This window comes from Candidatus Sodalis endolongispinus, assembly GCF_018777395.1.
In the GTDB taxonomy this organism is placed as follows: Bacteria; Pseudomonadota; Gammaproteobacteria; order Enterobacterales; family Enterobacteriaceae; genus Sodalis_B; species Sodalis_B endolongispinus.
The window spans coordinates 1347677-1370925 of record NZ_JAFJYC010000001.1 but is presented as its reverse complement, the minus strand read 5'-3'; the positions used below and the strand labels follow the sequence as shown (position 1 = coordinate 1370925).

At 57.7% G+C, this 23249-nt stretch carries 18 protein-coding genes and 5 pseudogenes; 9 read left to right on the top strand and 14 right to left on the bottom strand.

The window, feature by feature from the left end; genetic code table 11:
* Positions 1-145: 145 nt before the first annotated feature.
* Positions 146-484 (bottom strand): hypothetical protein, encoded by a 339-nt coding sequence (locus JZM24_RS06685; protein ID WP_215669110.1) that lies wholly within the window; start codon positions 482-484, stop codon positions 146-148.
* A gap of 30 nt (positions 485-514) precedes the next feature.
* On the opposite strand from JZM24_RS06685, the gene JZM24_RS06680 reads away from it, so the two are divergent.
* Together JZM24_RS06680 and JZM24_RS06675 are read left to right on the top strand one after the other, a co-directional pair.
* Positions 515-1159, top strand: a complete 645-nt coding sequence (locus JZM24_RS06680) for an HAD family hydrolase (protein WP_215669109.1) — start codon at positions 515-517, stop codon at positions 1157-1159.
* A gap of 180 nt (positions 1160-1339) precedes the next feature.
* Positions 1340-2821 (top strand): annotated as a pseudogene (locus JZM24_RS06675) (SulP family inorganic anion transporter).
* 159 nt (positions 2822-2980) lie between these two features.
* On the opposite strand, the gene JZM24_RS06670 reads toward JZM24_RS06675, so the two are convergent.
* The 9 genes from JZM24_RS06670 to JZM24_RS06630 all read right to left on the bottom strand — a co-directional run bounded on the left by JZM24_RS06670 (position 2981) and on the right by JZM24_RS06630 (position 13396).
* On the bottom strand, positions 2981-3592 hold the full coding sequence (locus JZM24_RS06670; protein WP_215669108.1) for an undecaprenyl-diphosphatase: 612 nt from the start codon (positions 3590-3592) through the stop codon (positions 2981-2983).
* 322 nt (positions 3593-3914) lie between these two features.
* Complete coding sequence (arnF, locus tag JZM24_RS06665) at positions 3915-4307, bottom strand: 4-amino-4-deoxy-L-arabinose-phosphoundecaprenol flippase subunit ArnF (protein WP_215670034.1); 393 nt, start codon at positions 4305-4307, stop codon at positions 3915-3917.
* Positions 4307-4642, bottom strand: coding sequence for a 4-amino-4-deoxy-L-arabinose-phosphoundecaprenol flippase subunit ArnE (gene arnE / locus JZM24_RS06660; protein WP_215669107.1), 336 nt, complete (start codon positions 4640-4642; stop codon positions 4307-4309). Before arnE ends, arnF begins: the two co-directional genes overlap by 1 nt.
* A complete protein-coding gene (gene arnT / locus JZM24_RS06655) occupies positions 4639-6291 on the bottom strand; it encodes a lipid IV(A) 4-amino-4-deoxy-L-arabinosyltransferase (protein ID WP_215669106.1) in 1653 nt (550 codons plus the stop codon). The genes arnE and arnT overlap by 4 nt, the downstream gene beginning before the upstream one ends.
* Before the next feature lie 7 nt (positions 6292-6298).
* Positions 6299-7192 (bottom strand): 4-deoxy-4-formamido-L-arabinose-phosphoundecaprenol deformylase, encoded by an 894-nt coding sequence (gene arnD / locus JZM24_RS06650; protein ID WP_215669105.1) that lies wholly within the window; start codon positions 7190-7192, stop codon positions 6299-6301.
* A complete protein-coding gene (gene arnA / locus JZM24_RS06645) occupies positions 7189-9171 on the bottom strand; it encodes a bifunctional UDP-4-amino-4-deoxy-L-arabinose formyltransferase/UDP-glucuronic acid oxidase ArnA (RefSeq protein ID WP_215669104.1) in 1983 nt (660 codons plus the stop codon). The genes arnD and arnA overlap by 4 nt, the downstream gene beginning before the upstream one ends.
* Positions 9168-10148, bottom strand: coding sequence for an undecaprenyl-phosphate 4-deoxy-4-formamido-L-arabinose transferase (arnC, locus tag JZM24_RS06640; RefSeq protein ID WP_215669103.1), 981 nt, complete (start codon positions 10146-10148; stop codon positions 9168-9170). The genes arnA and arnC overlap by 4 nt, the downstream gene beginning before the upstream one ends.
* Before the next feature lies 1 nt (position 10149).
* Complete coding sequence (gene arnB, locus JZM24_RS06635) at positions 10150-11289, bottom strand: UDP-4-amino-4-deoxy-L-arabinose aminotransferase (RefSeq protein ID WP_215669102.1); 1140 nt, start codon at positions 11287-11289, stop codon at positions 10150-10152.
* Between the two features lie 1003 nt (positions 11290-12292).
* Entirely contained in the window at positions 12293-13396 is a 1104-nt protein-coding gene (locus JZM24_RS06630) for an ABC transporter substrate-binding protein (RefSeq protein WP_376775541.1), read from the bottom strand.
* A gap of 424 nt (positions 13397-13820) precedes the next feature.
* Between JZM24_RS06630 and JZM24_RS19385 the strand changes: the two genes are divergently transcribed.
* Positions 13821-14009 (top strand): hypothetical protein, encoded by a 189-nt coding sequence (locus JZM24_RS19385; protein WP_312885010.1) that lies wholly within the window; start codon positions 13821-13823, stop codon positions 14007-14009.
* Entirely contained in the window at positions 13951-15141 is a 1191-nt protein-coding gene (locus JZM24_RS06625; protein WP_312884999.1) for a chloride channel protein, read from the top strand. The genes JZM24_RS19385 and JZM24_RS06625 overlap by 59 nt, the downstream gene beginning before the upstream one ends.
* Here JZM24_RS06625 and JZM24_RS06620 read toward each other — a convergent pair.
* Positions 15125-16339 (bottom strand): MFS transporter, encoded by a 1215-nt coding sequence (locus JZM24_RS06620; protein WP_215669100.1) that lies wholly within the window; start codon positions 16337-16339, stop codon positions 15125-15127. The two genes, JZM24_RS06625 and JZM24_RS06620, sit on opposite strands and share 17 nt — an antisense overlap.
* Before the next feature lie 258 nt (positions 16340-16597).
* Here JZM24_RS06620 and JZM24_RS20035 point away from each other — a divergent pair.
* Positions 16598-16699: pseudogene (locus JZM24_RS20035) on the top strand (integrase core domain-containing protein); the annotation flags it as partial.
* An 882-nt stretch (positions 16700-17581) separates the two neighbouring features.
* Here the strand turns inward: JZM24_RS20035 and JZM24_RS19380 are convergent.
* Complete coding sequence (locus JZM24_RS19380) at positions 17582-17710, bottom strand: hypothetical protein (RefSeq protein ID WP_312884936.1); 129 nt, start codon at positions 17708-17710, stop codon at positions 17582-17584.
* Positions 17689-18282, bottom strand: coding sequence for a PAS domain-containing protein (locus JZM24_RS06610; protein ID WP_312884935.1), 594 nt, complete (start codon positions 18280-18282; stop codon positions 17689-17691). The genes JZM24_RS19380 and JZM24_RS06610 overlap by 22 nt, the downstream gene beginning before the upstream one ends.
* A gap of 291 nt (positions 18283-18573) precedes the next feature.
* On the opposite strand from JZM24_RS06610, the pseudogene JZM24_RS06605 reads away from it, so the two are divergent.
* Positions 18574-19793: pseudogene (locus tag JZM24_RS06605) on the top strand (acid phosphatase).
* Positions 19794-19857: 64 nt separating this feature from the next.
* On the opposite strand, the pseudogene JZM24_RS06600 reads toward JZM24_RS06605, so the two are convergent.
* Positions 19858-20693, bottom strand: a pseudogene (locus tag JZM24_RS06600) (MurR/RpiR family transcriptional regulator).
* A gap of 143 nt (positions 20694-20836) precedes the next feature.
* Here JZM24_RS06600 and murQ point away from each other — a divergent pair.
* From murQ to JZM24_RS19660, 3 genes and pseudogenes are all read left to right on the top strand, one after another.
* Positions 20837-21696 (top strand): annotated as a pseudogene (gene murQ / locus JZM24_RS06595) (N-acetylmuramic acid 6-phosphate etherase).
* A gap of 183 nt (positions 21697-21879) precedes the next feature.
* Positions 21880-23037: a PTS transporter subunit EIIC gene (locus JZM24_RS06590; protein WP_376775516.1), complete on the top strand. Its 1158-nt coding sequence runs from the start codon at positions 21880-21882 to the stop codon at positions 23035-23037.
* Positions 23038-23082: 45 nt separating this feature from the next.
* Entirely contained in the window at positions 23083-23226 is a 144-nt protein-coding gene (locus JZM24_RS19660) for a hypothetical protein (protein WP_376775515.1), read from the top strand.
* The last annotated feature ends 23 nt before the right edge of the window (positions 23227-23249 follow it).

Sequence of the window (23249 nt, the reverse complement as noted above, 5' to 3'; positions counted from 1 at the left end):
TTCCCTGGCAAATCCGGCTTGAATGCGGATAATAATGATTATCTTTATGAATATATTTTGCAAGCATTCTTATTATTAATTCACTAATTATGAAATTTATTGTTAGCGATAATTTCCTTGCCGGCTAATGAAGTGGTTTTGCGTGCTACCCCCGCTCGCGGCCTATATTGTGCAGCGGAAATACCACGTAATTACTGAGGATTTTCTCTCTTACCCACCTATTTGCGCCCCTATAGCGGCTATTTACCAATGCGAAAAACCTGCCCTGGTCACGGGTAACACTCGCGCATTCGGAAGAAATAATCGCGCCGTCGCGATAGTTGTTTTTCATCGCGATGTCGCGGGGGAAAGCTCCCGGCGACAAATCATTAGCCACGCCGGCAAAGACCTGCCGTTTTGAAGGGCGCAGTGCCACGACCACGGCAATGTGCCCTTGCCGCGGCGTTGCACTTGCGCCTGCGCGTGGCATGATAGGCAACTTCATGCGCGTCGCCGCCGGTAATGAAGCGAATCTATGGCAATCAAAGCGGTATTTTTTGACGTGGGCGAAACCCTGGTCGACGAAATTCGGGAATGGGCTCTGTGGGCCGATTATCTGGGGCTTTCCCGTTTGACCTTCTTCGCCGCGCTGGGCACCGTCATTGCCCGGGGGGAACATCACCGCCAGGTATTCCGCCTGGTGCGGCCCGATTGTGATTTCCAGCAGCTGCAGCAGCAGCGCAAACAGGCCGGTGACACTTACCGCCTGACCGCGGCGGATTTGTATCCGGACGCCATACCCTGTCTGGCGCGCCTGCGCCAGGCCGGCATACGGGTCGGGGTTGCGGGTAATCAACCCCAGGCGGTGGAACAGGCGCTGCGCCGGGCAGGCGTGCCGGCGGACATAATAGGGTCTTCGGCATCATGGGGGGTGGAAAAACCCGATCCACGCTTTTTCCAGCAAATCCTTGCGGCGGCGCCGGACCTATTACCGGCAGAGATAGCCTACGTAGGCGATCGGCTGGACAATGATGTGCGGCCCGCTCAACTGGCAGGGATGCGGGCGGTATTTCTACGCCGCGGTCCCTGGGCGCTACTGCATAGCGGGGAAAGCGTGACGCCTGACATCACCCTTGATGGTCTCGACGCGCTGCCCGACATCCTTCGCCGTTATTTCTGAACACACCTAATGGTAGATCGCGAATGAAGCATCTTGGCGCAAAGTCGTTTACACTCTTTCCCTGGCGTGACTGCCCGGGCGCCAAGGCGCGGACGCGTGCCGATAAGCGGTTCTGGAGCGTCCGCTGGTAGCGGATCCCGGTCATCATGATTTCCTCATCTCCCTGGTTAACTGACTTACATGGCAAAGACGCCTATTTCCCCTGTTTCTCACCCCGCCGCGCCCGGCGCTCCCCGACGGGTGGCGCGTGAATGTCTGGCGGGTATTGTAACCGCGCTGGCGCTGGTCCCGGAGGTCATTTCCTTTTCTGTCATCGCCGGCGTCGACCCCAAAGTCAGTCTACTTTCGTCAATTGTGCTGAGCTTGGTGACCTCGCTGCTTGGTGGGCGTCGCGCCATGGTCACCGCAGCAGCCGGTTCGGTGGCGCTGGTTATCGGCCCGATGGTACATGTCCACGGCGTGGCCTATATCTTGCCGACCGTATTACTGGCCGGCGTCGTGCAAATCCTGTTTGGTGTCGCGGGTCTGGCGCGCATGATGCGTTATATTCCGCGCTCGGTCATGGTGGGGTTCGTCAATGCGCTGGGTATTCTGATATTTTTCGCCCAGGTGCCGCATCTGCTGCATCACGACCGGCACGTCTGGCTGCTGTTTGCGCTGGCGGTGGTGATTGTGCTCGGCTGGCCGCGCTTGACGTCTGTCCTGCCGTCTTCGCTGTTGGCGATTGTCGTTGTGACCGTCATTGCGGTCTATGGCGGCTGGTCGGTACCCACGGTTGGCGACGCCGGGCCAATGATGGCCGGACTACCGGGCCTCACCGAATGGCGTGTTCCTTTTAACACCGAGACCCTGCGCATTATCTGGCCCACGGCGCTCAGCGTGGCGTTTGTCGGTCTGCTGGAATCGCTGCTGACGGCCAAGTTGGTTGACGATCTGACCGATAGCCATTCCAGTAAGCGTCGCGAGTCCTGGGCGCTGGGCGTGGCCAATATCTGCGCCGGTTTTTATGGCGGCATCGCCGGCTGTGCGATGATTGGTCAGACCATCGTCAACGTTCAGTTAGGGCAAGCGCGCACCCGTCTTTCCACGCTCGCGGCGGCGCTGATGCTGTTGTTGCTGGTGACCGCATTGAGCAGCGTGATGGCGCGGATCCCGATGGTGGTACTGGCGGCGGTGATGATGATTGTGTCGTTAAAAACCATTAATTGGCACAGCGTCAGTCCCGCCACGCTCCGTCACATGCCTTTTTCGGAAACGCTGGTGATGGGGGTAACTGTCGCGGCGACCGTCTGGACCGGCAATCTGGCTGTCGGCGTGATGTGAGGGGTGGTGCTGGCCATCATGCTGTTCGCCCGCCGCGTCGCGCATGTGATCAACGCCGAGCGCGAACTGGCCGCCGATGGCAGCACGGTACAGTATCGAGTGCACGGCCCGATATTTTTCGGCAGCAGCAATGATTTGGTCGAGCGCTTTGCCTACGGTCTGGATCCGACAAAAGTGATCATCGATTTGACCCACGCGCAAATCTGGGGCGCCTCGAGCGTGGCGGCGCTGGACGCCATTGTCACTAAATATCAGGCCCACGGCGCCGAGGTGACCATTACCGGTCTTGACGCGCGCAGCGGTGATTTCCATCGGCGTTTGACCGGCCGTTTGCCCTAATCGCCGCCGCCGCGTAGCGGGTGTGGCGATCCGGGTGCGAATGCGGATGCAGAGGCAGATGCAAGTGTAGATGAAGGTGCGGGTGCGGCGCCAGGCTAGCCGAATAATCGGCACAATTTACAGCCTCCCAGGAAGTAATACCCTGGCGCGGAACGTTGATTATTTCATCATCCCTTTGCGTATACCCGCGGCGAACAGGGCATGATAAAGCGGATAAACATACGCATAAACGGTATTCACCGCTCTGGCACAACGCAGGCTTAACGCCGCGCTCACCAGCGCAACCCCGAGCGATGCCATCATATCGAGCGGAAAATGAACGCCCATATACACCCTGGCCCAGGCGACCATCACGCTGAGGGCGAATAGCGCCAGCCCCTGCCGACGCAGGGTACCGCGGGCTATCAAGCTAAAGCTTATGGCGCAGGCCAGCGACATGTGATCGCTGGGGAAAGAATTATTGGCCGCGTGATAAAGGAAATGCTGCCCGACGGGGATCATAAACGGCCGCGGGTGTTGCCATATCATACCCAGCGCAATATTGACAGCCAGCGCCAATAGCATACTGAGCGTGGCGTAAAGCACGGCTTTTTTTTGCTCTTCTCCGCGCCAAAACCAATTGAACAGCAACACCAGTGGAAACAACGCCACGGCGTCGCTGGCGAAAAACGTTCCCACCCGCAGCATGCCGGCGCTCACTGCGGCGGGGGCATTGATTAACTGAAACAAATAAACGTTAAGCTGTTCCAGAGCCGGCGAGAATGTGGTCATAGCATGCATCCATAGTAAGTAAAAGCGGGGGAAAGCGCCGCTCGGTGAACGTCATTAGTCGGGCGGATGCCGGGCCCTGCCCCGTGTCGCGCGGCGTTCGCTAGTAAACGTCGCGGGCTGGCGCCGGCACAGAACGCCATGTGTCGCAGTAGCTTATTGTGCCACAATGACCTGAAGGCAACATTAGGACCACGCCGATAATCGCCAGAGCGCGGCGGGCAGCTCTTGCTCTTCATTGACAGCCCAGCGGCGCAACGTGTCGTTCTTGCCGCCGTTGGCAATCTCAGCAACGCGGCGGTCAACCTTACCGCCGTTGGCAGCCTCAGCGGCGCGGCATGTCGCCCTTGCCGCCAGCGGGCAGGCAAATCAACAGCAGGCCGCCGCAAATTAGCGCCACGCCCATCAGGCGCGAAAACGTAAACCGCTCATTAAATTCAGGGATCATCAGCGCGCAAGCGGCCACCAGGACATAACTCAGGCTGAGCAGCGGATAGGCTTTATTCAGCGGCAAACGGCGCAGCGCCATAAACCAGCATGCTATGGAACAGACATAGGCCAGCAAGCCCCCCGCCAACAAAACGATGGTCCCCGCGTTAGCCGGGTCCAGCCACAGTCGGAGGGCGTTAAGCGGCGGCAAATGCATCATTGCCCATTTCAACAGCAGCTGTGCGGCGCTGACCAACGCCACGCTGAACAACGCCCAGCCGTAACCCATCACAAATTCACCCCCATGCACATCACGCCTGCGACTATCAGCAGCAGGCCGCAGCCGTGGCGTAACGACACCGGCTCTCGCCACAGCCAACGGGCGGCCAGCGTCACCAGCACAAAATTGAGGCTAAACATCGGATAAGCGATGCCGACCGGAACCCGCTGCAGGACCCAGAGCCACACCAGCATGGCGCCGCCCAGCAGCAACAGACTGATTGCCAGCCAGCGCACCCGATGGCGCATCTCGCCGGCATCGGCTGAGGTACCTGCGGCGTGTTTCTGACACAATTGCCCGGCGCAGCTGAGCAGACTCACGAGGAAAATCAGCAAATACATCATGGCCGACGCTGATGGTACGCTAATAGCACCAGCCGGCCGCGCCGGTAGGTCTCATCCGCACGCGGCAGATGGCTAAGTTGCGTCTCGCCGTCAGGAAGCAGCAGCACCAGCGCCACCGAGCCCTCTTTGCAACGCTCATTGAGCCAGACGGGAAAATCCTCTTCGCGAATGAAGCGGTCGGCGGCGTCGGGATAGCCCAAACCGTAGGCCAGCTCTCCCTGGCGTTCAAATAACGAGATATCGCTACGTTGCAGCTCCCAGGCAAGCCCTGCCGCCACGCCAACGCTATTGGCGAAAATAAAGCGGCTGTTTTCCAGCTGCGGCCGCACGGTTTGGATAAATGACAGCGGCTGCTTAGCGTCGATCACCCGCTGTGGTATCGCCTGCCCTACCAGCAGCGCAATCCCCAGCGGACACAGCGCCGCCCAGCGCCAGCGTGCGGTGGGCGCGCGCAGGGTCAGCCCGCCCACCGCCGCCCAGACCAGGAAACCGAGCACCCCCAGCAGCACTTTGTGGCCTTCATCCTGCGCAAAGAGCGGATGCTTTGCCAGACCCCAGGGAGCCAATACGCCGGCTACCGTGATGACGCACAACAGCCCGAACAGCAGATTCAGGACGCCGTTAACCTTTAGCGCCCGCCCGCTGCACGTCGCCGCATAGCGCGCCATCAGCAGTGCCAGCGGCGCGAAGCAGGGAAGAATATAGGTCGTCAGCTTGCCTTTCGACAGGCTAAAAAACAGCAGCGGCATGACGACCCAGCCCAGCAGATAGAACGCCCCGCTCTGCGTTTGACGTTCACGCCAGGCGCGACCCAGCGCACCGGGCAGCAGCCCCAGCCAGGGCAACGTCCCCGACAGCAGCACCGGCAGGTAATACCAGAAAGGGGCTTTATGTTGGGCATTATCTTCCGCGAAGCGCTGAACATGCTCGACCCAGATAAAATAATGCCAGAAATCCGGCTCGCGCCGCGCGATGGCGATAACCCACGGCAGACTTGTCGCCACGGCGCCGAGTAGCGCCAGCGGCCCGTACATAAACACCTCTTTCCAGCGTTTTTGCGCGATGACCCACGGCAGAACGCTGAGCACCGGTACCGCCAGCGCCAGAAAGCCTTTGGTCATAAACCCTAGCCCGCAGGCGATGCCCAGCGCCAGATGACCCAGCCCCTTACGCCAGCCGCGGGGCGCCTGTACCGCCTGCCAGAAAGCGCACATGGCGGCCGCCAGCCATAGGGCTATCATCGGGTCGAGCACCGCATAGGTCCCGATGCTATAAACCAACAGGCAGGAGCTGTAGATCGCCGCCGCCGTCAGACCAAGCCACCGGTCCTGCCATAACCGCAGCGCCAGCCAGTACACCATGAGCGCCGTCAGGGCAATCGAGAATGCGGAACCAAAATGCACGGCAAAATTGGTGTGGCCAAACGCCCACTGGCTGAGATTATTAATCCAGTAGCCGACGGACGGTTTTTCAAAATAACGCAGCCCCAGGAAATGGGGGACAATCCAATCGCCGCTCGCCAGCATTTCGCGGCTTATTTCAGCATAACGGGTTTCATCCGGCTGCCACAGGCCTCGAAACGACAGCGGCAGCAGATAATACAGCGCAATAACGCACAGCAGCCCGATACCGGGTTTGATGGATTTCATTCTCGACTCACTTTAACAAGCGCTGACATCCCACCCACCCTTCTCGTCCCGGAATCTCGCCACGCACCACCTGACCGACAGGAAGCGCAGCGGTATCCTGCGGGAGAAGCCCTCGCAACGGACAAAAGCGGATGCCTTCCGCCGCCGTCATCGACAGCAGTTCTTGAAACATTCCGCTTAGCGCAATCCCTTCCGCCTCGGCGTGAATGGTGTAAACCGGCGTCCCGCTGTCGGCCTTGATGCTGTCGAGAATGAAACGGTTGTAGCCGGCACGGGTCGTGGTCTGACCGATGGCCTCATCAAACGTCGGCTGTGTCACCGGGATCTGCACCGCGCCAAACGCGCCGTTGGCCAGCAGAGGCCGGAACGGCGCCGTACCGCGACAGTCGCTGTTGTAGTGAAAGTCAAAAGGCTGCTTGGCTTGCACCACGCGATCGTCCGCACGCCAACCTGCGACCGCTGAACAGGTCACCGGCCGCTCGATAATGGCGGTCAGCGCGTCCCGCGCCAGTCGAGTTTGTTCGGTCAGTTGCCGTTCATTCCATACACCGGCCCAGGTCTGCCAGGCAAAATGATCCCAGGCGTGCAGCCCGACTTCATGATCGGCCGCGGCGGCGCGGATCTGCGCCGCCAGTCCCTGGCCGATTTTTCTGCCCGGCCAGGCGGTGCCGGCCAACAAGATATCCCAGCCGTAGAGCGAAGCGGCGCGGGAGCGCAACATCTTCAGCAGAAATTGCGGTTTTGCCAGGCGCCAAAGATGGCGCCCCATATTATCCGGCCCGACGCTGAAAAAGAACGTCGCCTGGATTCGCTTCGCCGCCAGTAATTCCAGCAGGCGCGGCACGCCGTCGCGGGTACCGCGCCAGGTATCGACATCAATACGCAGGCCGACATTTTTCATTGCGCCGCGTCCGGCATATCGACGGTTTGCAGGAAAAAGTCCAGCGTTTCGTCAATGGTCTGCGCCATGGGCACCGAAGGAGTCCAGTCCAGCAGGCGTTTGGCGTTACGGATGCTCGGCTTACGGTGCTCCACATCCTGATAGCCTTTACCGTAGTAACTGCTGCTCTCCACATCCCGGAAGCCGGCAAACGGCGGGAAGTGCTGACGAAACGGATGACGCTCAAAGCTTGCCAGCAGCAATTCCGCCAACTGCCGTATGCTGGCTTCATTGTCCGGGTTACCGATATTGATTATCTGACCGTCGCAATTGTTGTCCTTGTTCTCAATGATGCGGAACAGTGCCTCAATGCCGTCGCTGATATCGGTAAAACACCGTTTCTGCGCACCGCCGTCCACCAGTTTGATGGGCGAACCCTCCACCAGATTCAAAATCAGCTGCGTAATGGCACGCGAGCTGCCGATACGCGCCGCGTTCAGGTTATCCAGCCGCGGCCCCATCCAGTTAAAGGGACGGAATAGCGTGAAGCGCAGCCCTTCTTTTTCGCCATAGGCCCACAAGACGCGGTCCAGGAGCTGTTTCGACACCGAGTAAATCCAGCGCTGCTTATTGATGGGTCCCACTATCAAGCTGGAATCGTCTTCGTCGAATACCGGGTCGGTACACATCCCATAGACTTCCGACGTCGACGGGAAAATAATGCGTTTTTGGTATTTAACGCAGTGACGGATAATCTTCAGGTTCTCTTCAAAATCGAGTTCAAACACCCGCAGCGGATTACGCGTGTATTCAATGGGCGTGGCAATCGCCACCAGCGGCAGAACAATATCGCATTTCTTGATGTGATATTCGATCCACTCCGAATGGATGCTGATATCGCCCTCGACGAAATGGAATAGCGGGTTCACCATAAAACGGCTTATCGCATCGGTACCGATATCCAAACCGTAAATCTCGTAATTGCCGTCGCGCAACAGGCGTTCGGTCAAATGGTTGCCGATAAAGCCGTTTACGCCCAGTATAAGTACGCGGGTGCGACGCTTATGGCTGACCAAAGGAGGTGGATTCAGCAAGGCTCCCTTCACCAGTCCCAGCGCTTGCGCCAGCTGGCCGCCCTGCATATACACGCCCTGCTGACTCTGGCCGGTCTGCACTTCCAGCGCATCGCTGCCGCAGGCAATAACCAGCGGATCGATGGACAGCACCGTACCGGGCTGCGCGTCGGCGCTATTCGGCCGCACCTGCGCCTTCCAAATGATAAATCTCTCGCCGCCGGCATGGCTGAAGGCGCCCGGCCAGGGATCGGTCACGGCGCGCACCAGATTGGTCAGGGTCGCGGCCGGCTGATTCCAGTCAATGCGGCCATCTTCCGGCGTGCGGCGGCCTACATAGCTGGCGGCGCTCTCGTCCTGCGGCGTTTCAGTGAAGCGCTGCTCGCGAATCGCCGGCAATACCTTCTCCAGCACCCCGGCCGCCGCTTCGCACAGCTTGCGGTGCAGCGTCAGCGCGTCATCCTGCGGCGTAATCGCCACGCTGCGCTGCGCCAGTATGGCGCCCGCATCGGCGCGCGCCGTCATACGATGCAGGGTGACACCGGTTTCCTGTTCGCCGTTGACCAACACCCAATTCAGCGGCGAGCGGCCGCGGTAGCGCGGCAACAGCGAACCGTGCAGGTTAAACGCGCCGACCGTCGGCAGGCTCAGGATCTCCTGGCAAAGCAGCTGGCGATAGTAGAACGAGAAAATAACGTCCGGCGCCAGCGCTTTGATGCGCGCTATCCATAGCGGGTGGTTAACGTCCTCCGGCGCGAATACCGGGATATTATGTTCCGCTGCGATGCGTGCCACTGAACCAAAAAACGTTTTCTCTGACGACGCATCAGGATGGGTAATGATGGCCTCGATAGTATAGCCTGCGTTGATTAGGGCGGTGACGCCCACGCAGCCCATATCATGATAAGCAAAAATGACAGCTTTCATCGTGTTTCCTGTTGAGACGAGAGTGGATTTTGACTGACCACACGCTGGACAAAATAACGGGGACGGGCGCGCACATCGTTATAGATACGGCCGATATATTCTCCCAATAGCCCCATGCCGATGAATTGCGCGCCGATAAAAATAAACAGCACCGCAAACAGCATAAACACGCCTTCCGCCGCCCAATGGGAGCCGAGAAACAGGCGCAACGTGATAAGCAGCAGGGAAAAGGCGAACCCCAGCAGGGCAATCATGCTGCCGATAACGCTCAGCATGCGCAGCGGCGTGGTCGTCAGACAGGTGACGAGGTCGTACATCAGATTGACGAGCTTCATCAGACTGTATTTGGAATCGCCAAACTCCCTTTCCGAATGCATTACCGGTATTTCGATGGTTTTGCGGGCAAAGGTATTGGCCAGAATCGGTATGAACGTGCTGCGCTCGTGGCAGTGCAGCATGGCGTCAATAATGTGGCGGCGGTAGGCGCGCAACATGCAGCCGTAATCGCCCATCGCTTTGCCGGTCGTACGCTGGATCAGAGCGTTAATCATGCGTGAAGCCCGCTTGCGGAACCAGCTGTCCTGCCGATTCTGGCGCACGGTGCCCACCACGTCATAACCCTGCGCCGCCACCTCGACCAGCCGCGGGATTTCTTCCGGCGGATTCTGCAAATCCGCGTCGAGCGTCACCACCAGGTCGCCAGTAACATGGCTGAACCCCGCCATGATGGCGGAGTGCTGACCATAATTGCGGTTGAGCAATACCGCGACAATATGGCTGCGCGGCGCTTCCGCCGCGGCGGTAAGCACGGCGGCGGAATCGTCGTTGCTGCCATCATCCACCAGCAAGATTTCATAGGCGGCGTCGAGCTGTTCACAGGCCGCCACCGTGCGTCGCATCAGTTCTGGCAGGCTTTCTTGCTCGTTATAGACCGGAATTACGATCGAAACTTTGTCAATTTTCATGGGTGTCGTCATATCAAACCTTGACAATGGCGCGCAGCGCGGTAATCACGCGCTCGACATCGTCATCGTTCATGGAGGGGAAAAGCGGCAGTGAACACATACGCGCGGAGTTCCACTCGGTGGCCAGTAAGACCAGATCGGGAAAACGCTCACGGTAATAACGCTGTGTATGGGCGGCGCGAAAATGCAGTCCGGTGCCGATACCGCGTTCTTTCAGCGCCTGCATCAGGCCGTCGCGATCGATGCCGCACCGCCGCTCGTCGACGCGGATAATAAACAGGTGCCAGGCGTGGTGGTGTTCCCAAGCGGGCGGCACCAGCGGCAAAAACGCCGTGTCGGCCAGTCCGTGCAAATAGCGCTGGGCCAATAGCGCCCGGCGCGCGTTGTGCTGCGTCAGCTTATCAAGCTGCACCAGCGCGATGGCGGCATTTATATCGGCCAGATTGTATTTGTAGCCCGGCGCGATCACCTCTGCCTGCGGGGCCCTGCCCTGCATGGTGCGATCGAACGCATCCACCGCCAGGCCGTGGAACTTCAGGCTGCGGATGCGCTGCGCCAGCGCATCGTCATCCGTCACCACCATCCCCCCTTCGGCGCAGGTCATATTCTTGATGGCGTGAAAGGAAAAAATGGCGGTACCGGCGGCGCCCACGTGACGCCCTTTGTAAGCGGTTCCCGCTGCATGTGCCGCATCCTCAATCACCGGAATGCCGTAGCGTTCGCCCAGCGCGCGAATGGCATCGATATCCGCCGGCGCGCCGGCGTAATGTACCGGCACAATCGCGCGGGTTCGCGGGGTGATCGCCGCTTCAATCAGCGCCGGCGTCACCATCAGCGTATCGCGGTCGACATCAATCATGACCGGTTCGGCGCCCAGCAGGCAGATCATGTTCAGGGTGGAAACCCAGGTTAGCGAAGGCGTAATTACTTCGTCGCCCGGCCCTAGCCCCAAGGCCATGATCGTCACGTGCATACCGCCGGTCGCCGAACTCACGGCGATGGCATGTCGATTGCCGGTCAATTGACAAAACGCCTGCTCCAGCTGTGCGCATTTCGGCCCGGTAGTAATCCAGCCGGACCGGAGCACGTCACCGACGGCGGCAAGCTCGGCATCGCCCAGCGCCGGACGGGAGAACGGCAAAAATTCAGACATTATTAGGTTTCCCTTAAAAATGGCGAGTCAAGATTGAGCGGCAGCAAGCGACATAATTGGCGTGAACTGTATTTCCGCTGAACGGTAAAGTTCTGTAATGAATGACCGCGCTACAAACCGGAGGGATCTTAACTGAATTTCCTTAAATGAAAATTAGGAGCGGCAATGAATAGGGCTATTTTTAAATGTTCGTTTAAGTTATGTTTACCCACTCATACGCGGGTATTCTTTCATCATGCTATGTAACATTTTTCTCATTGCTGTATCGACTTCTATTAGTCTCGGCCACGATAGGTAAATCAGCGCAAAAAATGAAATCGTTTGCTTTCGCCTGACGTCTCCTTCTTTTCACTTTATTCAGGCAAATAATTAAAGCGCATCCTACTGAAATCAATAAGCTTGACCTGATAATTGCCATAAGCCCCCTTTTCCGGCGGCCGCAACATCGGCGAAAAGGCTGACAAAGGTTCCTTTTTCTGCGCTCAGCTAACTTGCGTATTCCTTATGAGTATTATGAGTAAGAAGCAGGTAGGCGATGATTAAGATGCAGGTGCGCACTCGCGGATATCGTCGTTGAGATATCGCGGTGGGCAGGCGTGATGAAATGCGACGCGGCCAACAGTGCCAAAGCCGGCGCTGGCTGAGTAAGAAGGTGCGATGGACATCCTACAAAGGCATGACGGCCACGGACTGAGGTGCGACCCCCTGACGGTGTTTTCGCCGCCGGCTGTCCTGCGTTGGCGCCATTCTGATTGCCGGGCGCGGTAGGTCGCCGTCGTCACGCTTATGCGTCGACGCCCTGCAACGCTGTCATTTTCCACCGCCGAAAGCGGTGGCGGTGGCATGCCGACCTGGCCACATTCGCCCCGTATCTGTGCCCTTCTCTGCTGCTAAAGGGGTACGTCGTCAACGTACCCTCTGACCATAAATCATCCGGCGGCGCTCAAACGCGCCGCGCTGCCTTCTCACCCGGCTGTCGGCTGACAGCGGTCACACCATAAGGCTACGGCTGATAGCTCAGCGTAATCGGCGCGTCCGGGATGTGGGTGAAGGTGGTAATAATGTGGTGATAATACGCCAAGGGATCCAGGCTGGGTAACGCTTGTGGATAGAGGTCTTTGGCCAGAATTTCCATACCAATAATATTATATGGATGGTTATAAAAGTGATGATATACCCCAAAGACCGCCCCCGCCTTCACCGGTGCGATAGCATCCAAACCGGTACGGTGAATAAGCCTATTAAACACCGCGCCAACCTGCTCGTGGCTAACACCATAACCGAAGGGCAATATATTATTATTCGATCGTTTGGAGCCTGTCATAATATAGGCATCCGGCTTCATGGCGATGATTTTCTCTAACGAAACAAACCCTGATGCCCCCGGTAATAGGTCTGAACCAATATTGTGAGCGCCGACCGATTCCACCAGTCCACCCCAGCCATTATGGCCATGGGTAAAGCAGCAATTATCGCTATTGCCGGCGATAGGTTCGATAAATACCGTAGGTTTAATTTCAATATTATTAATGGTTTGCTGGATGTGGGCGAAACGTTGCTGATAAAACGCGGTATATTCTGCGGCGCGCGCTTCCTGATTCAACGCCTTGCCCAACAATGTGATACTGGCGGCGGTATTTTGCGCCGGATGCAGTTCATAATCGATAAACAGCACCGGAATACCCAACTGTTGCAGATTGCTGATAACGCCGGTTTGCTCCAAGGCCGGTTTCGCCCGTAGCTGGGCTATCATCAGGTCCGGTTTCTGGGCGATAACACTCTCCAGATTCACCTGCCCCTGATCATTAAATCCCATGTCGATAATGTCGCCGGCGGCCGGCCAGGTTTTTTTCAGCGATTGCCAAGTTTCAACATCCTGCTTTTTGGGTAAATTATTCCAGGCTACCACGCGGCGAAAGGGGTTTTCCCGATCCAGCAGCGCCAGGGAAAGGATATCACGACCGTCTTGCAATATGACATGGGCGGGCTCTTTCGTCAGGGTGAGCGTTTGGCCGTCCATATCGGTGAGGGTAAGTGGATAGGTGCTCGCCAGGCAATTGGCCGCGGCGCACAGCGCGCCTACCGTGATTATCATCTTGATTTTCAACACATGCATACCTGTATGAATAATTTTAATTGATAATTATTATCATATAGAGATTTATTAGCCAACCCCTTCAGCGCCAGCCGACGGCCGCTCGCGCTGGGCCGAAAACCAAAATCCCCCTACCTCTTTGCCGCGCTACGCGGGCGCCCGGCGCGATTACAGCCGAAGATTAAACAATCCCTAAATAAAGAGCGGAAAACCGCCGTCAACGATCCTTGGCAGCCGTTTATCGCGGGTGGCGGCAAGCGTTTCGTGATAATTTAGGTTTAACGATTCAGCTCTACAGGGCGACGCCGTCCTGCGAGCGCCGACATCGCACTGTGCAACCGTTTAAATCGCATTATGACAAATCCTACATCACGCTCGCATTTCGTTCTGGCTCTGATCGTCATCCTCACCGGCATCGTCGCCGGCATGAGCGGGTATGCTGCTGGCAATGCTGCTTCATGCCATACAGCATCTCTTTTTCGGCTATAGCGTGCCGCACATCATCAGTCAGGAAAGTTTTTTGCAGGGCGCCGCCGCCCCCGCACGACGGGCGGGCGTGCTGGTGGCTGCTTTATCGCTATGGCCGCCCGCGGGTCAGTATTGCCCTGGCATTAGCAGCCGCTAAACCGGCCATGCCGGTGGTGGCAACGCTTATCCACGCGCTGTTGCAAATTATTACCGTGGCGCTGGGATCGCCGCTGGGCCGCGAGGTCGCGCCCCGCGAAGTGGGCGCCATGAGCGCCGGCCGTCTGGCGCGCGCCTTCAGTCTTGGCGACGCCGACACCCGTGTCATGATGGCCTGCGGCGCCGGTGCCGGGCTGGCGGCGGTGTATAACGTACCGCTGGCCGGTGCGCTATTTGTATTGGAAGTGATAATGGGAACGTTCAACTTCTCGGTGATGATCCCGGCGCTGGCCTGTTGCGCTATTGCGACGGTGGTGGCGTGGGCGGGGCTTGGCAATGAAACGCAATATCACCTGTCCGGGCTGGCGGTGACGCCTTCGCTTTTGGTGTGGTCACTGCTGGCCGGTCCGCTGTTCGGACTGGCCGCCTATGGCTTTGGCCGCCTCACGCGCAGTGCCAGGGAGAAAGCACCGCGCAACGCTCTGCTGCCCCTGCTGTGTCTGCTGAATTTTACTTTGATCGGTCTGCTGGCGGCGTATTTTCCGGCCTTGTTGGGCAACGGCAAAGGCCCCGCGCAGTTAAGCTTTAGTAATCACCTGCTGATAACGGCGGCGGCAACGTTGTTATTATTGAAGGTCGCGGCGATTTGGGGCAGTCTTCGCGCCGGGGCCCAGGGTGGCCTGCTAACGCCGGGATTGACCTGCGGCGCGCTGCTGGCCTGCCTGCTGGGCGGCGCCTGGAACGGGTTGTGGCCCGGTACCGCGCCGGGGGCGTTCGCCGTCATTGGCGCCGGGGCATTCCTGGCAGCGTCGATGAATATGCCGCTGACGGCGGTCGTCTTGATATTCGAGTTCACCGGCCTGACGCTGGACTTCCTGCTGCCGATGATCGTTGCCGTCACCGGCGCAATGGTATTGTCTAGACTTTGTCAGCAGCGCCCAGCGCGGCGGAAAACAGTACCCCGGCGCAATGTGGCGCCGGGGTATCCGAACGGTTGCAGGCGAAAACCTCCCCCGCACCGCTATCCCGCTCGTGACAAGAGGGCCGGGCCGCCCCTGCCGCGCGTCTACGTGGCCGGTGGCTCGCGGTCTGTGATCTGCGGCTTGCCCGGCAGTCTCAACCCGTGCCTTTAATACGGCAATAGGTATACACGCTAAGCCCGCCAGCAATAGCGACAGCGCCGATGACCACGAAGCCCGGCAGGTAGGAGTCCGTGCTACCGTGAAGAAACTCGACCACAAAACCCGCCGTGGTGCCCCCGACACCCGCGCCGATACCGTTGATAACCCCGGATGCCGCCCCGACCGCCTCTTTTTTGACGCTGGAGGTGATAATGGACCAGATATTGGTGGTAAAACAGCTGGTGAACCAGGCGATGGACAGCGTGATAACAGCCATTTTCATCACCGGACTGGCAATCAGGGGAAGCGTCATCAACAAGATCCCCGCTACCGACAGACCGGCGGCGGCGATTAACCCGCGCCGTTGGGTTCTGTCGCTGATATAGGACATGGGAATAGCGAATAGAATCGCCAGGAAATAAGGCAATGAACTGGCCAACCCCTGCCACAAACCGCTGAATCCGAACGCGCTTACCACCATCGGAATAAACAGTGTCACGCCCCAAAACAACATACCGTTGGCGAAATAACTGAAAATCAGCAACAGAAATGGCGCGCCGCCTAAATCGCGAAAGGACACCATCCCTTTGACCGGCGCGTCAACGGTGCTGGTCTCGACGTTATTTTCCAGCGGCGTATCCGGAGCATTTTTGAGAAATATAAGGAACATGGGGACAACAATCAGTACGCCAAGCCCGCCGGTGATATAAAAAACACACTGCCAGCTTAAATAGGTAAATATTGGCGTCAGAATCAGAAAGCCTAACGACAGTGCCAGAAACTGACCGTAAAATTGTATCAAATTGGTTCCACGGGTAATTTCATCTTTGGTGAACCATGCCCGGGCAAATCTGAATTGCTGCGGCCAGTAGATCCCTTCAGCCACGCCAAGAATAATACGATAAATAATCAGCACCGTAGGCGACGTTACCCACGCCGTCATGATTTGCACCACTGACCATAAAAATACCATACTGACGATGGTGATTTTAGGATTCAACTTGGTTGTCAAAATACCGCCGAAGAAATTGGCAAACGCATAGCCAATTAAAAAACCCGTGAGCGCCAGACTTTTTACCGCGGAACCGTTTATATCCAGATCTTTCTCGATGCCGGGCAAGGCAATAGAAAGATTGGATCTATCCAGATAGGCGACAAAAATCCCGACCATTAGCGTTACGCCAATGCGAAACCATTTAGAGGTAAACATAGTCATTCCCACATCAAGGTATGATTTATGAGTAAACTCGTCCTTTCAGGATCAAGTCGAATAATGCTTTATCATATCGAAGTCAATCTCAATGCCGAGCCCGGGACGCTGCGGCACCTGCATCAAGGGTCCGATAGCCAAATCAGAGAGCTGCTCGCGGAAGATATTCGGCGCACGATCCAGCTCCAGCACAGGGCGCGGTTTTGCCATGGCCGGTACCGCCAGCGGGATGGCGCTGGTCAGATGCAGCGTGGCGGCAAGGGAGATGGCCGAACCCCACTAGCAGCGTTCACGCATTACAATGAAAACCATCCGCACAGCGCGCTGGGATATCACTCTCCGAGAGAATACCGGCGGTAGCGGGCTTCGTTAACTTAAGATACAAAAGCTGTCCGGAGATGTCGGGGCAAGATCAAATAGTTGTCTTAACAATAATCAACAATATGGATGGTCTCTTGTGACATTGAGGTCTGAATGTTGCACAATTGAAGGCAATCGCACAGATGGAAACACAACCATGTTGCGGTTTTACGATGTCGGTGCTCCATTACACATTGGCGTGAACAACTGGAATATAACAATGCCCTCAACAGAAGTTAATCGCGTCGCAAATATGTCAACAAATTTTATCCCGCAAAGAGGACTAAGAATTCCTTATCTCTTAGCTACACCAGGAAGTGCGGAGGGAATCATTTATAATGGCGGGAACTGGTATGAATATGGTTCCATTAGTACTAATGCACTAAATTAATGGCATGATGATGAGGTAGCGCTAAGCCTGCGGGTGTACCCTAAACTAACTGTAATAGTGGGGACGCCCGCTAATAAGATAGCTACCATAGAGCATATAAAGTATGTAAAGCATGTTTAAAGTGCGATAATGGTTGTGACCTCCGAGAATATCTTTAAGTAGTAAAAGTTGACGACAATAGCAACGCGGTGCTAAGCGAGAGTCCCGCGCTTTTTGCCGCCAGCGCCTGGGCATAAACGTTGGCTTTGGAAAATACCGGCAATTATTGAGGGCAGAGGTAAGCCGTTTGGCAATCTCACGGTTATGTCAATCCTCGCGTGTTCACCGGTGTTTTCATTCATAATGATAAGACGTTGGGGTTGCCGTTTGGCTCCTTCCCGGTAGCATTGGTCTTTCGTCTTCACGGTGGAAAAGACACCTCCCGCGACGCTCCGGCGCTGGCCTCGCGCGCGCATGACATTGTCGCGCGGCCAGGCGTTACCAGAAGAAATTCACCCCCCCCCGCGCAGGCGTTTTCGGGGTATATAGTGATTCAGACCCGTTGCCTGGCAATAATCAATCAGGGCACTGAGGGAATTAATGCCAGCCTTGCTATAAATCATGCATAAACGGTTTTCCACCGTCCGATGCGACAACCCCAGTGCTGCGGCAATCTCTTTGGCACTGAATTTCTGGATGGCGAAAAAATGATATCCAGCTCTTTCTCGTTAAAGGTACCGTCGGGCGGCGTGAGGCTGATAACCGACGGCTTGAGCTGTTCGCAGAAATCCCACAGCGAGAGAAAAGTGAATCTTTTGGCGTAACAAAAGGTGCCCAACACCTCTCCCTGGCGATCATAGATGGGAAATTTGGCGCAGTACCACGGCTCGAGCACCGCGTTGCGGGTGAAATAGGAGGTGGTAATGATCTCCGCGCCTTCGGGGCTGGCTTGCGCTTTTCTGTCGTGCGCCTGATAGTCGGCGGCGAATTCCGCCCAAGGAGTAGGAAACTCACCGTCCAGACGGCCCTCGAAATCAAAGCCGACGGGGATATTGGCAAAATCCTGCGCCGCCTGGTTGATATAGACATAACGTGAATCGTAACTTTTCAATGCCCACGGCAGGTGGGCGTTTTCCATCAACGTTAACAGCGGTAGCTGATTGAGCGTTTCCCGGGTAAGCGCGGCGGACAATCCTTTGTCGTGTTGCTCCATGAGGTTGCCTCCTTGGCAATCGTTATCCTGGTGCGGAAATGCCAAACTATTTACAAGAGTAACAATTACATAAATGCTAAGGCGGATAAAGAGTACTGTCACCTTACTTCAGAGGGTAACACTGAGGGGGCCGAAAATCCGGTTAAGCCTTGTCCGGCGGGCTGTGGCGCAACAACAACCGCAACGGCTTTTGCCCCGCACGCGGGGATCGGGCTGACATAAAACCGTCATATTACGGGCATAACATGACCAAAAGCTGTCTATTCCCCCTTTGCTGAGAAGGAATTCCCCATGTTTTCATTACGCTTTCCCGCGCTACTGTGTGTTCTGTTTCTCCCTTATGGCGTACTGGCGCAGCCTATCTCAGAGGCCACCCTGCCGCAAACCCTGGAGGCGACGACCCTTGCCAATAGCCAGCCTGGATTTGCGACGCTTGCGTCGAATGTGGCAGACCATCTGCGTCGTGCGCTCGCGGGCAATGGCGGCAAATTGGTCCGCGCCCATCTGGATGACGCCGAACAAACGCCGCAACAGGCCGACAGCGCCTGGCTGCGGCAAAGCGGCTATGATTTTGCCTACCCCGCCAATCAGCAAGCGGGTATTGCGCTGCTGGAAAGTTTCAACGCCCTCTCACCGGCCGTCCAGCAGCAAAGTCTGGCTACCGTGACGCAAATCAATCAAAACGCCACCCACGGCGTGCGCCAGCAGGCCTTGCTCGATGCCGAGGGTATTCCCTATCTCTATTTTCTGTCGGATGCGCTCGGACCACGTCTGGGGGAGGCTTTCATCAACGCCTATGATAAAGGGGAGCTCAGTAAGGCGGCCGCCTTAATCAAAGCCAGCGAAGTCAGTACCTCGGCGGCGAAGAAACATTTCAATTATCCGCGGCCGTTTCTTCGCCCGGGCAACCACATCTTGCCGGTACCGGATGACATCGTGGTGCGCGACAACTATCCCTACACCGCCGACGGCGGCGCATTTCCCAGCGGCCATACCAACACTGGTTACACCGATGCGTTATTGATGGCGGAAATGATCCCGGAACGCTTCGTCACGTTGGTCGATCGCGGCGTGAAGTATGGCTACTCCCGACTGGTGTTGGGTGTGCATTATCCGCTGGACGTAATAGGCTCGCGGATGGTGGCGGAGCGCAATGTGGCGCATTATCTCAACGATCCGGCTTATCGGGCATTATTTGACCAGGCCAGACAACAATTGCGCAGCGCGCTGGAGAAAGAGTGCGGCACCACCATCGCTCAATGCGCGAAGAGCGCTCAGGGAGACGATCCGTATACCCAGAGCGGCATGACGGCATTTTACACCGCTACACCATGACCTATCGCCTACCGCGCGCCGAGGTGACCACCATGCAGGCGGTGACCGTGCCCGACGGGGCAGAGGTGCTGCTGGCATTCCCGTTGCCCAACCTCAGCGCCAGCCAGCGCCGTGCGCTCATGGTGCGCACCATGATTGCCAACGGTTATCCGCTCTCAGGCGGTCAGGGGGAGTAAAATTTCTGGCAGCGGCTGAATCTGCATGAGGCCGTACTACGCGCCCGCGCGGGTTGATACGTTCTCAGGCCAGTTTTTTGACCAGCTCTTTACTGTGACGGATGCGATCCGGGGCTTGTGCCAGATCCTGTTGTACCAGCCCCATAAACAGCAGGTCGGTTAACGCCTGTTGCGCAATATTCGAGGAAATGGCCCCGCTGCGCTGGGCCTGCTGCTCTGAGACGGTGTAAAGCGTCAAATCGGCATACTGTTGCAGTTCGTTGGGGGCGAAATTGGTGACCGCCATGACCCGAGCGCCCACCCGCAACGCCTCCTGCGCCGCCAGGTTGATTTCCCGCCGCGTGCCGCTAAATGAAATGGCGAATAACAGATCGTCCGGTCCGAGTGCTTGCACCGTGGCCAGCAATACGTGCATATCGTTTTCCGCCACCGCCGCCATGCCGATTTTCATCAGTTTGTAGGAGAAATCCCGCGCCACCAGTCCCGACGCGCCGATACCGACGATAATCACTCGCTTTGACCGTTGCAGCATTTCCACCCCCTGGCGCAGTTTGTCTTCGCTGTTGATATCCAGCGTGCCGCGCGGAGCGGCCACTTTTTCCGCCAGCAGTTTTTCCCCGAAGGTTTTGATAGGATCGTCGCTGAGGATTTGGTTATGCACCGGTATTGACGGGGGCTCCTGACGGTTGACCAGCGCTTCGCTCAATGCCAGCTTCAGCGCGGTAAATCCTTTGTAGCCGAGCTTCTGGGGCTTGACTGGCTGACGCCGGTCATCTGCGCCACGCGCTGGGAACTGAGATGGCGCGCTTCTTCGGTATGATGCAGTAAAAAATCCGCCAGTTTTTGATCATTGCGCGACAAAGAGCGATAGAGCTGGCGGATGCGTAATAAACTAATCATGGGGTATGCTCCGGCGTTACGCCGTCGTGTTGGAACGATGGCAAGGCGCCCTGTTATCGGGCGGCGAGATTTCTCTCGCCTGCAGGAATTATCTATTCGATAATAGTTTTAATTATTTGAATTAAAAATTCAACGGTGGCTGTATGAATTTAGGGGCATTAATATCGGAAACACGTCATCCCGACTCGATGGCGTTGGATACCTTATCGACGCTTGAGATGGTGACATTGTTTAACCAGCAGGACCGGCAGGTGCCTGAAGCTATCGCCGCCGAGTTGCCGGCGGTGGCTGCGGCTATTGATTGCGTGGCGCAGGCGCTGAGCGCCGGCGGGCGGCTTATTTATCTGGGGGCCGTGACCAGCGGCAGGCTGGGGGTGCTGGATGCATCGGAAATTCCGCCCACCTTCGGCGTGCCGCCAGGCAGGGTGGTCGGCCTTATCGCCGGCGGCACCGGCGCACTGCTCAAGGCGGTTGAGGGCGCGGAGGACGATAGGGAACTGGGCGCGCGTGATCTGCAACACCTCAGCCTCACCCCGGCCGATATCGTGGTGGGGCTGGCAGCCTCAGGCCGGACGCCGTATGTGTTGGGTGCGTTGCGTTATGCCCGCGCGTTGGGCTGCACCACCGTCGCGATTTCCTGTAATCCCGACTCGCCCATCGCCCAAGCGGCGGACATCGCGATATCGCCGGTGGTGGGGCCTGAAGTGCTGACCGGCTCGACGCGCATGAAGTCCGGGACCGCAGAAAAACTGGTGCTGAATATGATTTCCACCGGCGACATGGTTAAGTTGGGTAAGGTTTATCAAAATCTGATGGTGGATGTTAGGGCCACCAATGCGAAGCGTGCGGGGTCGAGGCGGAGCAGGCGTCGGCAGCCCTGGAGCAGACCGACTATGAAGTTAAACCGGCCATTCTGATGCTGCTTAGCGGCAAAAGCGCCGCGCAAGCGCTGGCGGCGCACGGAGGCTATCTACGGGCGGCGCTGGCCGACATTCGCGCGTAACGGGGCGGCATGCGTTACCTGCCGGCAGGCGTATGCCTTCCAGGTGGCAGCCGTCGCCGGTACGATGCAGCGTCGGTATCAAGACGTGACATAACGGCGCGCCGTGCGTGCACCGGCGAAAAGGACAATAGCGACGGGCCACCTGCAGGCGGCGCGCCAACGTTAACGGGACGGGAGCCCATAATGCAACACAGCGAAAGCGTAGCGGCAGCGCTGCTGGCCGGTCTGGGCGGGGCGGACAACGTGCCGCGGCTTGAGAACTGCATGACCCGGGTGCGGGTGGCGGTGCTCGACGACCGGCGGGTGGATGTGGCAGCGCTGCAACGGGTGGAAGGCATTAAAGGCTATGTCCTGCAGGGACGGCAACATCAGCTCATCGCCGGACCGGGCGCTGCGGCGAAGGTAGTTGACGCCGTGCGCCGCCTCATGCCTGACGCGCCGGCTGCACCGTTCGGCGCCGGGGCGGCGGAGAGCGCGGCGCAAACGCGTGAGCGCATCAAGACGCGTTACGCGACCCCCGTCAGTGGCGCCTTGCGCCAATTGGCTGACGTGTTTATTCCGCTCATCCCGGCGTTCATCGCCTCCGGCCTGATTACGGGGCTGGTTAATCTTTTGACGCGGTCGGACGTCAGCGGCGATATTGCGCGGCACTACCCCAATCTGCTCGGGCTACTGGCGCTGTTCGGTAGCGCGGTATTCGCCATCATGACGATTTTGGTGGGGGTGAACGCGGCGCGGGTGTTTGGCGGTTTACCGGCCATGGGCGGTGTGATGGCCGCCATCCTGAGCAGCCCTGGTCTGGCGCAAATACAGCTTTTCGACCAACCGCTACAGCCCGGTCGCGGCGGCGTAATTGCCGTCTTGCTGGTGGTGGCCCTGATGTGCTGGGTAGAAAAATCGCTGCGGCGCCGTTTGCCCGAGTCGATTGAGCTGATAGTTAATCCGCTTCTGACTACACTGATAACTGCCTCGCTGGCGATAGTGGTGTTACAACCACTCGGTGGGGCTGTCTCTGACACTATCGCCCACGGTGTGAATGTGGCGATTGATCGGGGCGGCATGGTGGTCGGCGCAGTGCTGGCGGGCAGCTTTTTGCCGCTGGTGCTGACCGGCTTGCATCAAGGAATGGTGCCGCTGCACGTGGAGCTTATCCAAGCCCACGGCGTGAATCCCCTGCTGCCGATCCTGGCCGTGGCCGGAGTAGGGCAGGTGGGCGCGTCCTTGGCCGTGCTGCTGAAAACCCGCAGCGCCCGGCTGAAAAAAGTGCTGAAAGCCGCCTTGCCCGTGGGTGTGCTCGGTATTGGCGAGCCGCTGATTTTCGGCGTCACGCTGCCGCTGTGACGCCCGTTTGTCGCCGCCTGCTTTGGCGGGGCGGTCGGCGGCGCGGTGATAAGTTATCTTAAGGTGGCGACGCTTATTACCTTTGTCCTGTCAGGATTGCCGCTGGCGCTGACCATCGTCACCGGTAAGGTCGCGGCTTATCTGGTGGGGTTGGCAGCTGCCGTGATGGCGGGATTTATCTTTACCTGATTGATTGGATTTAAGGATCCGGA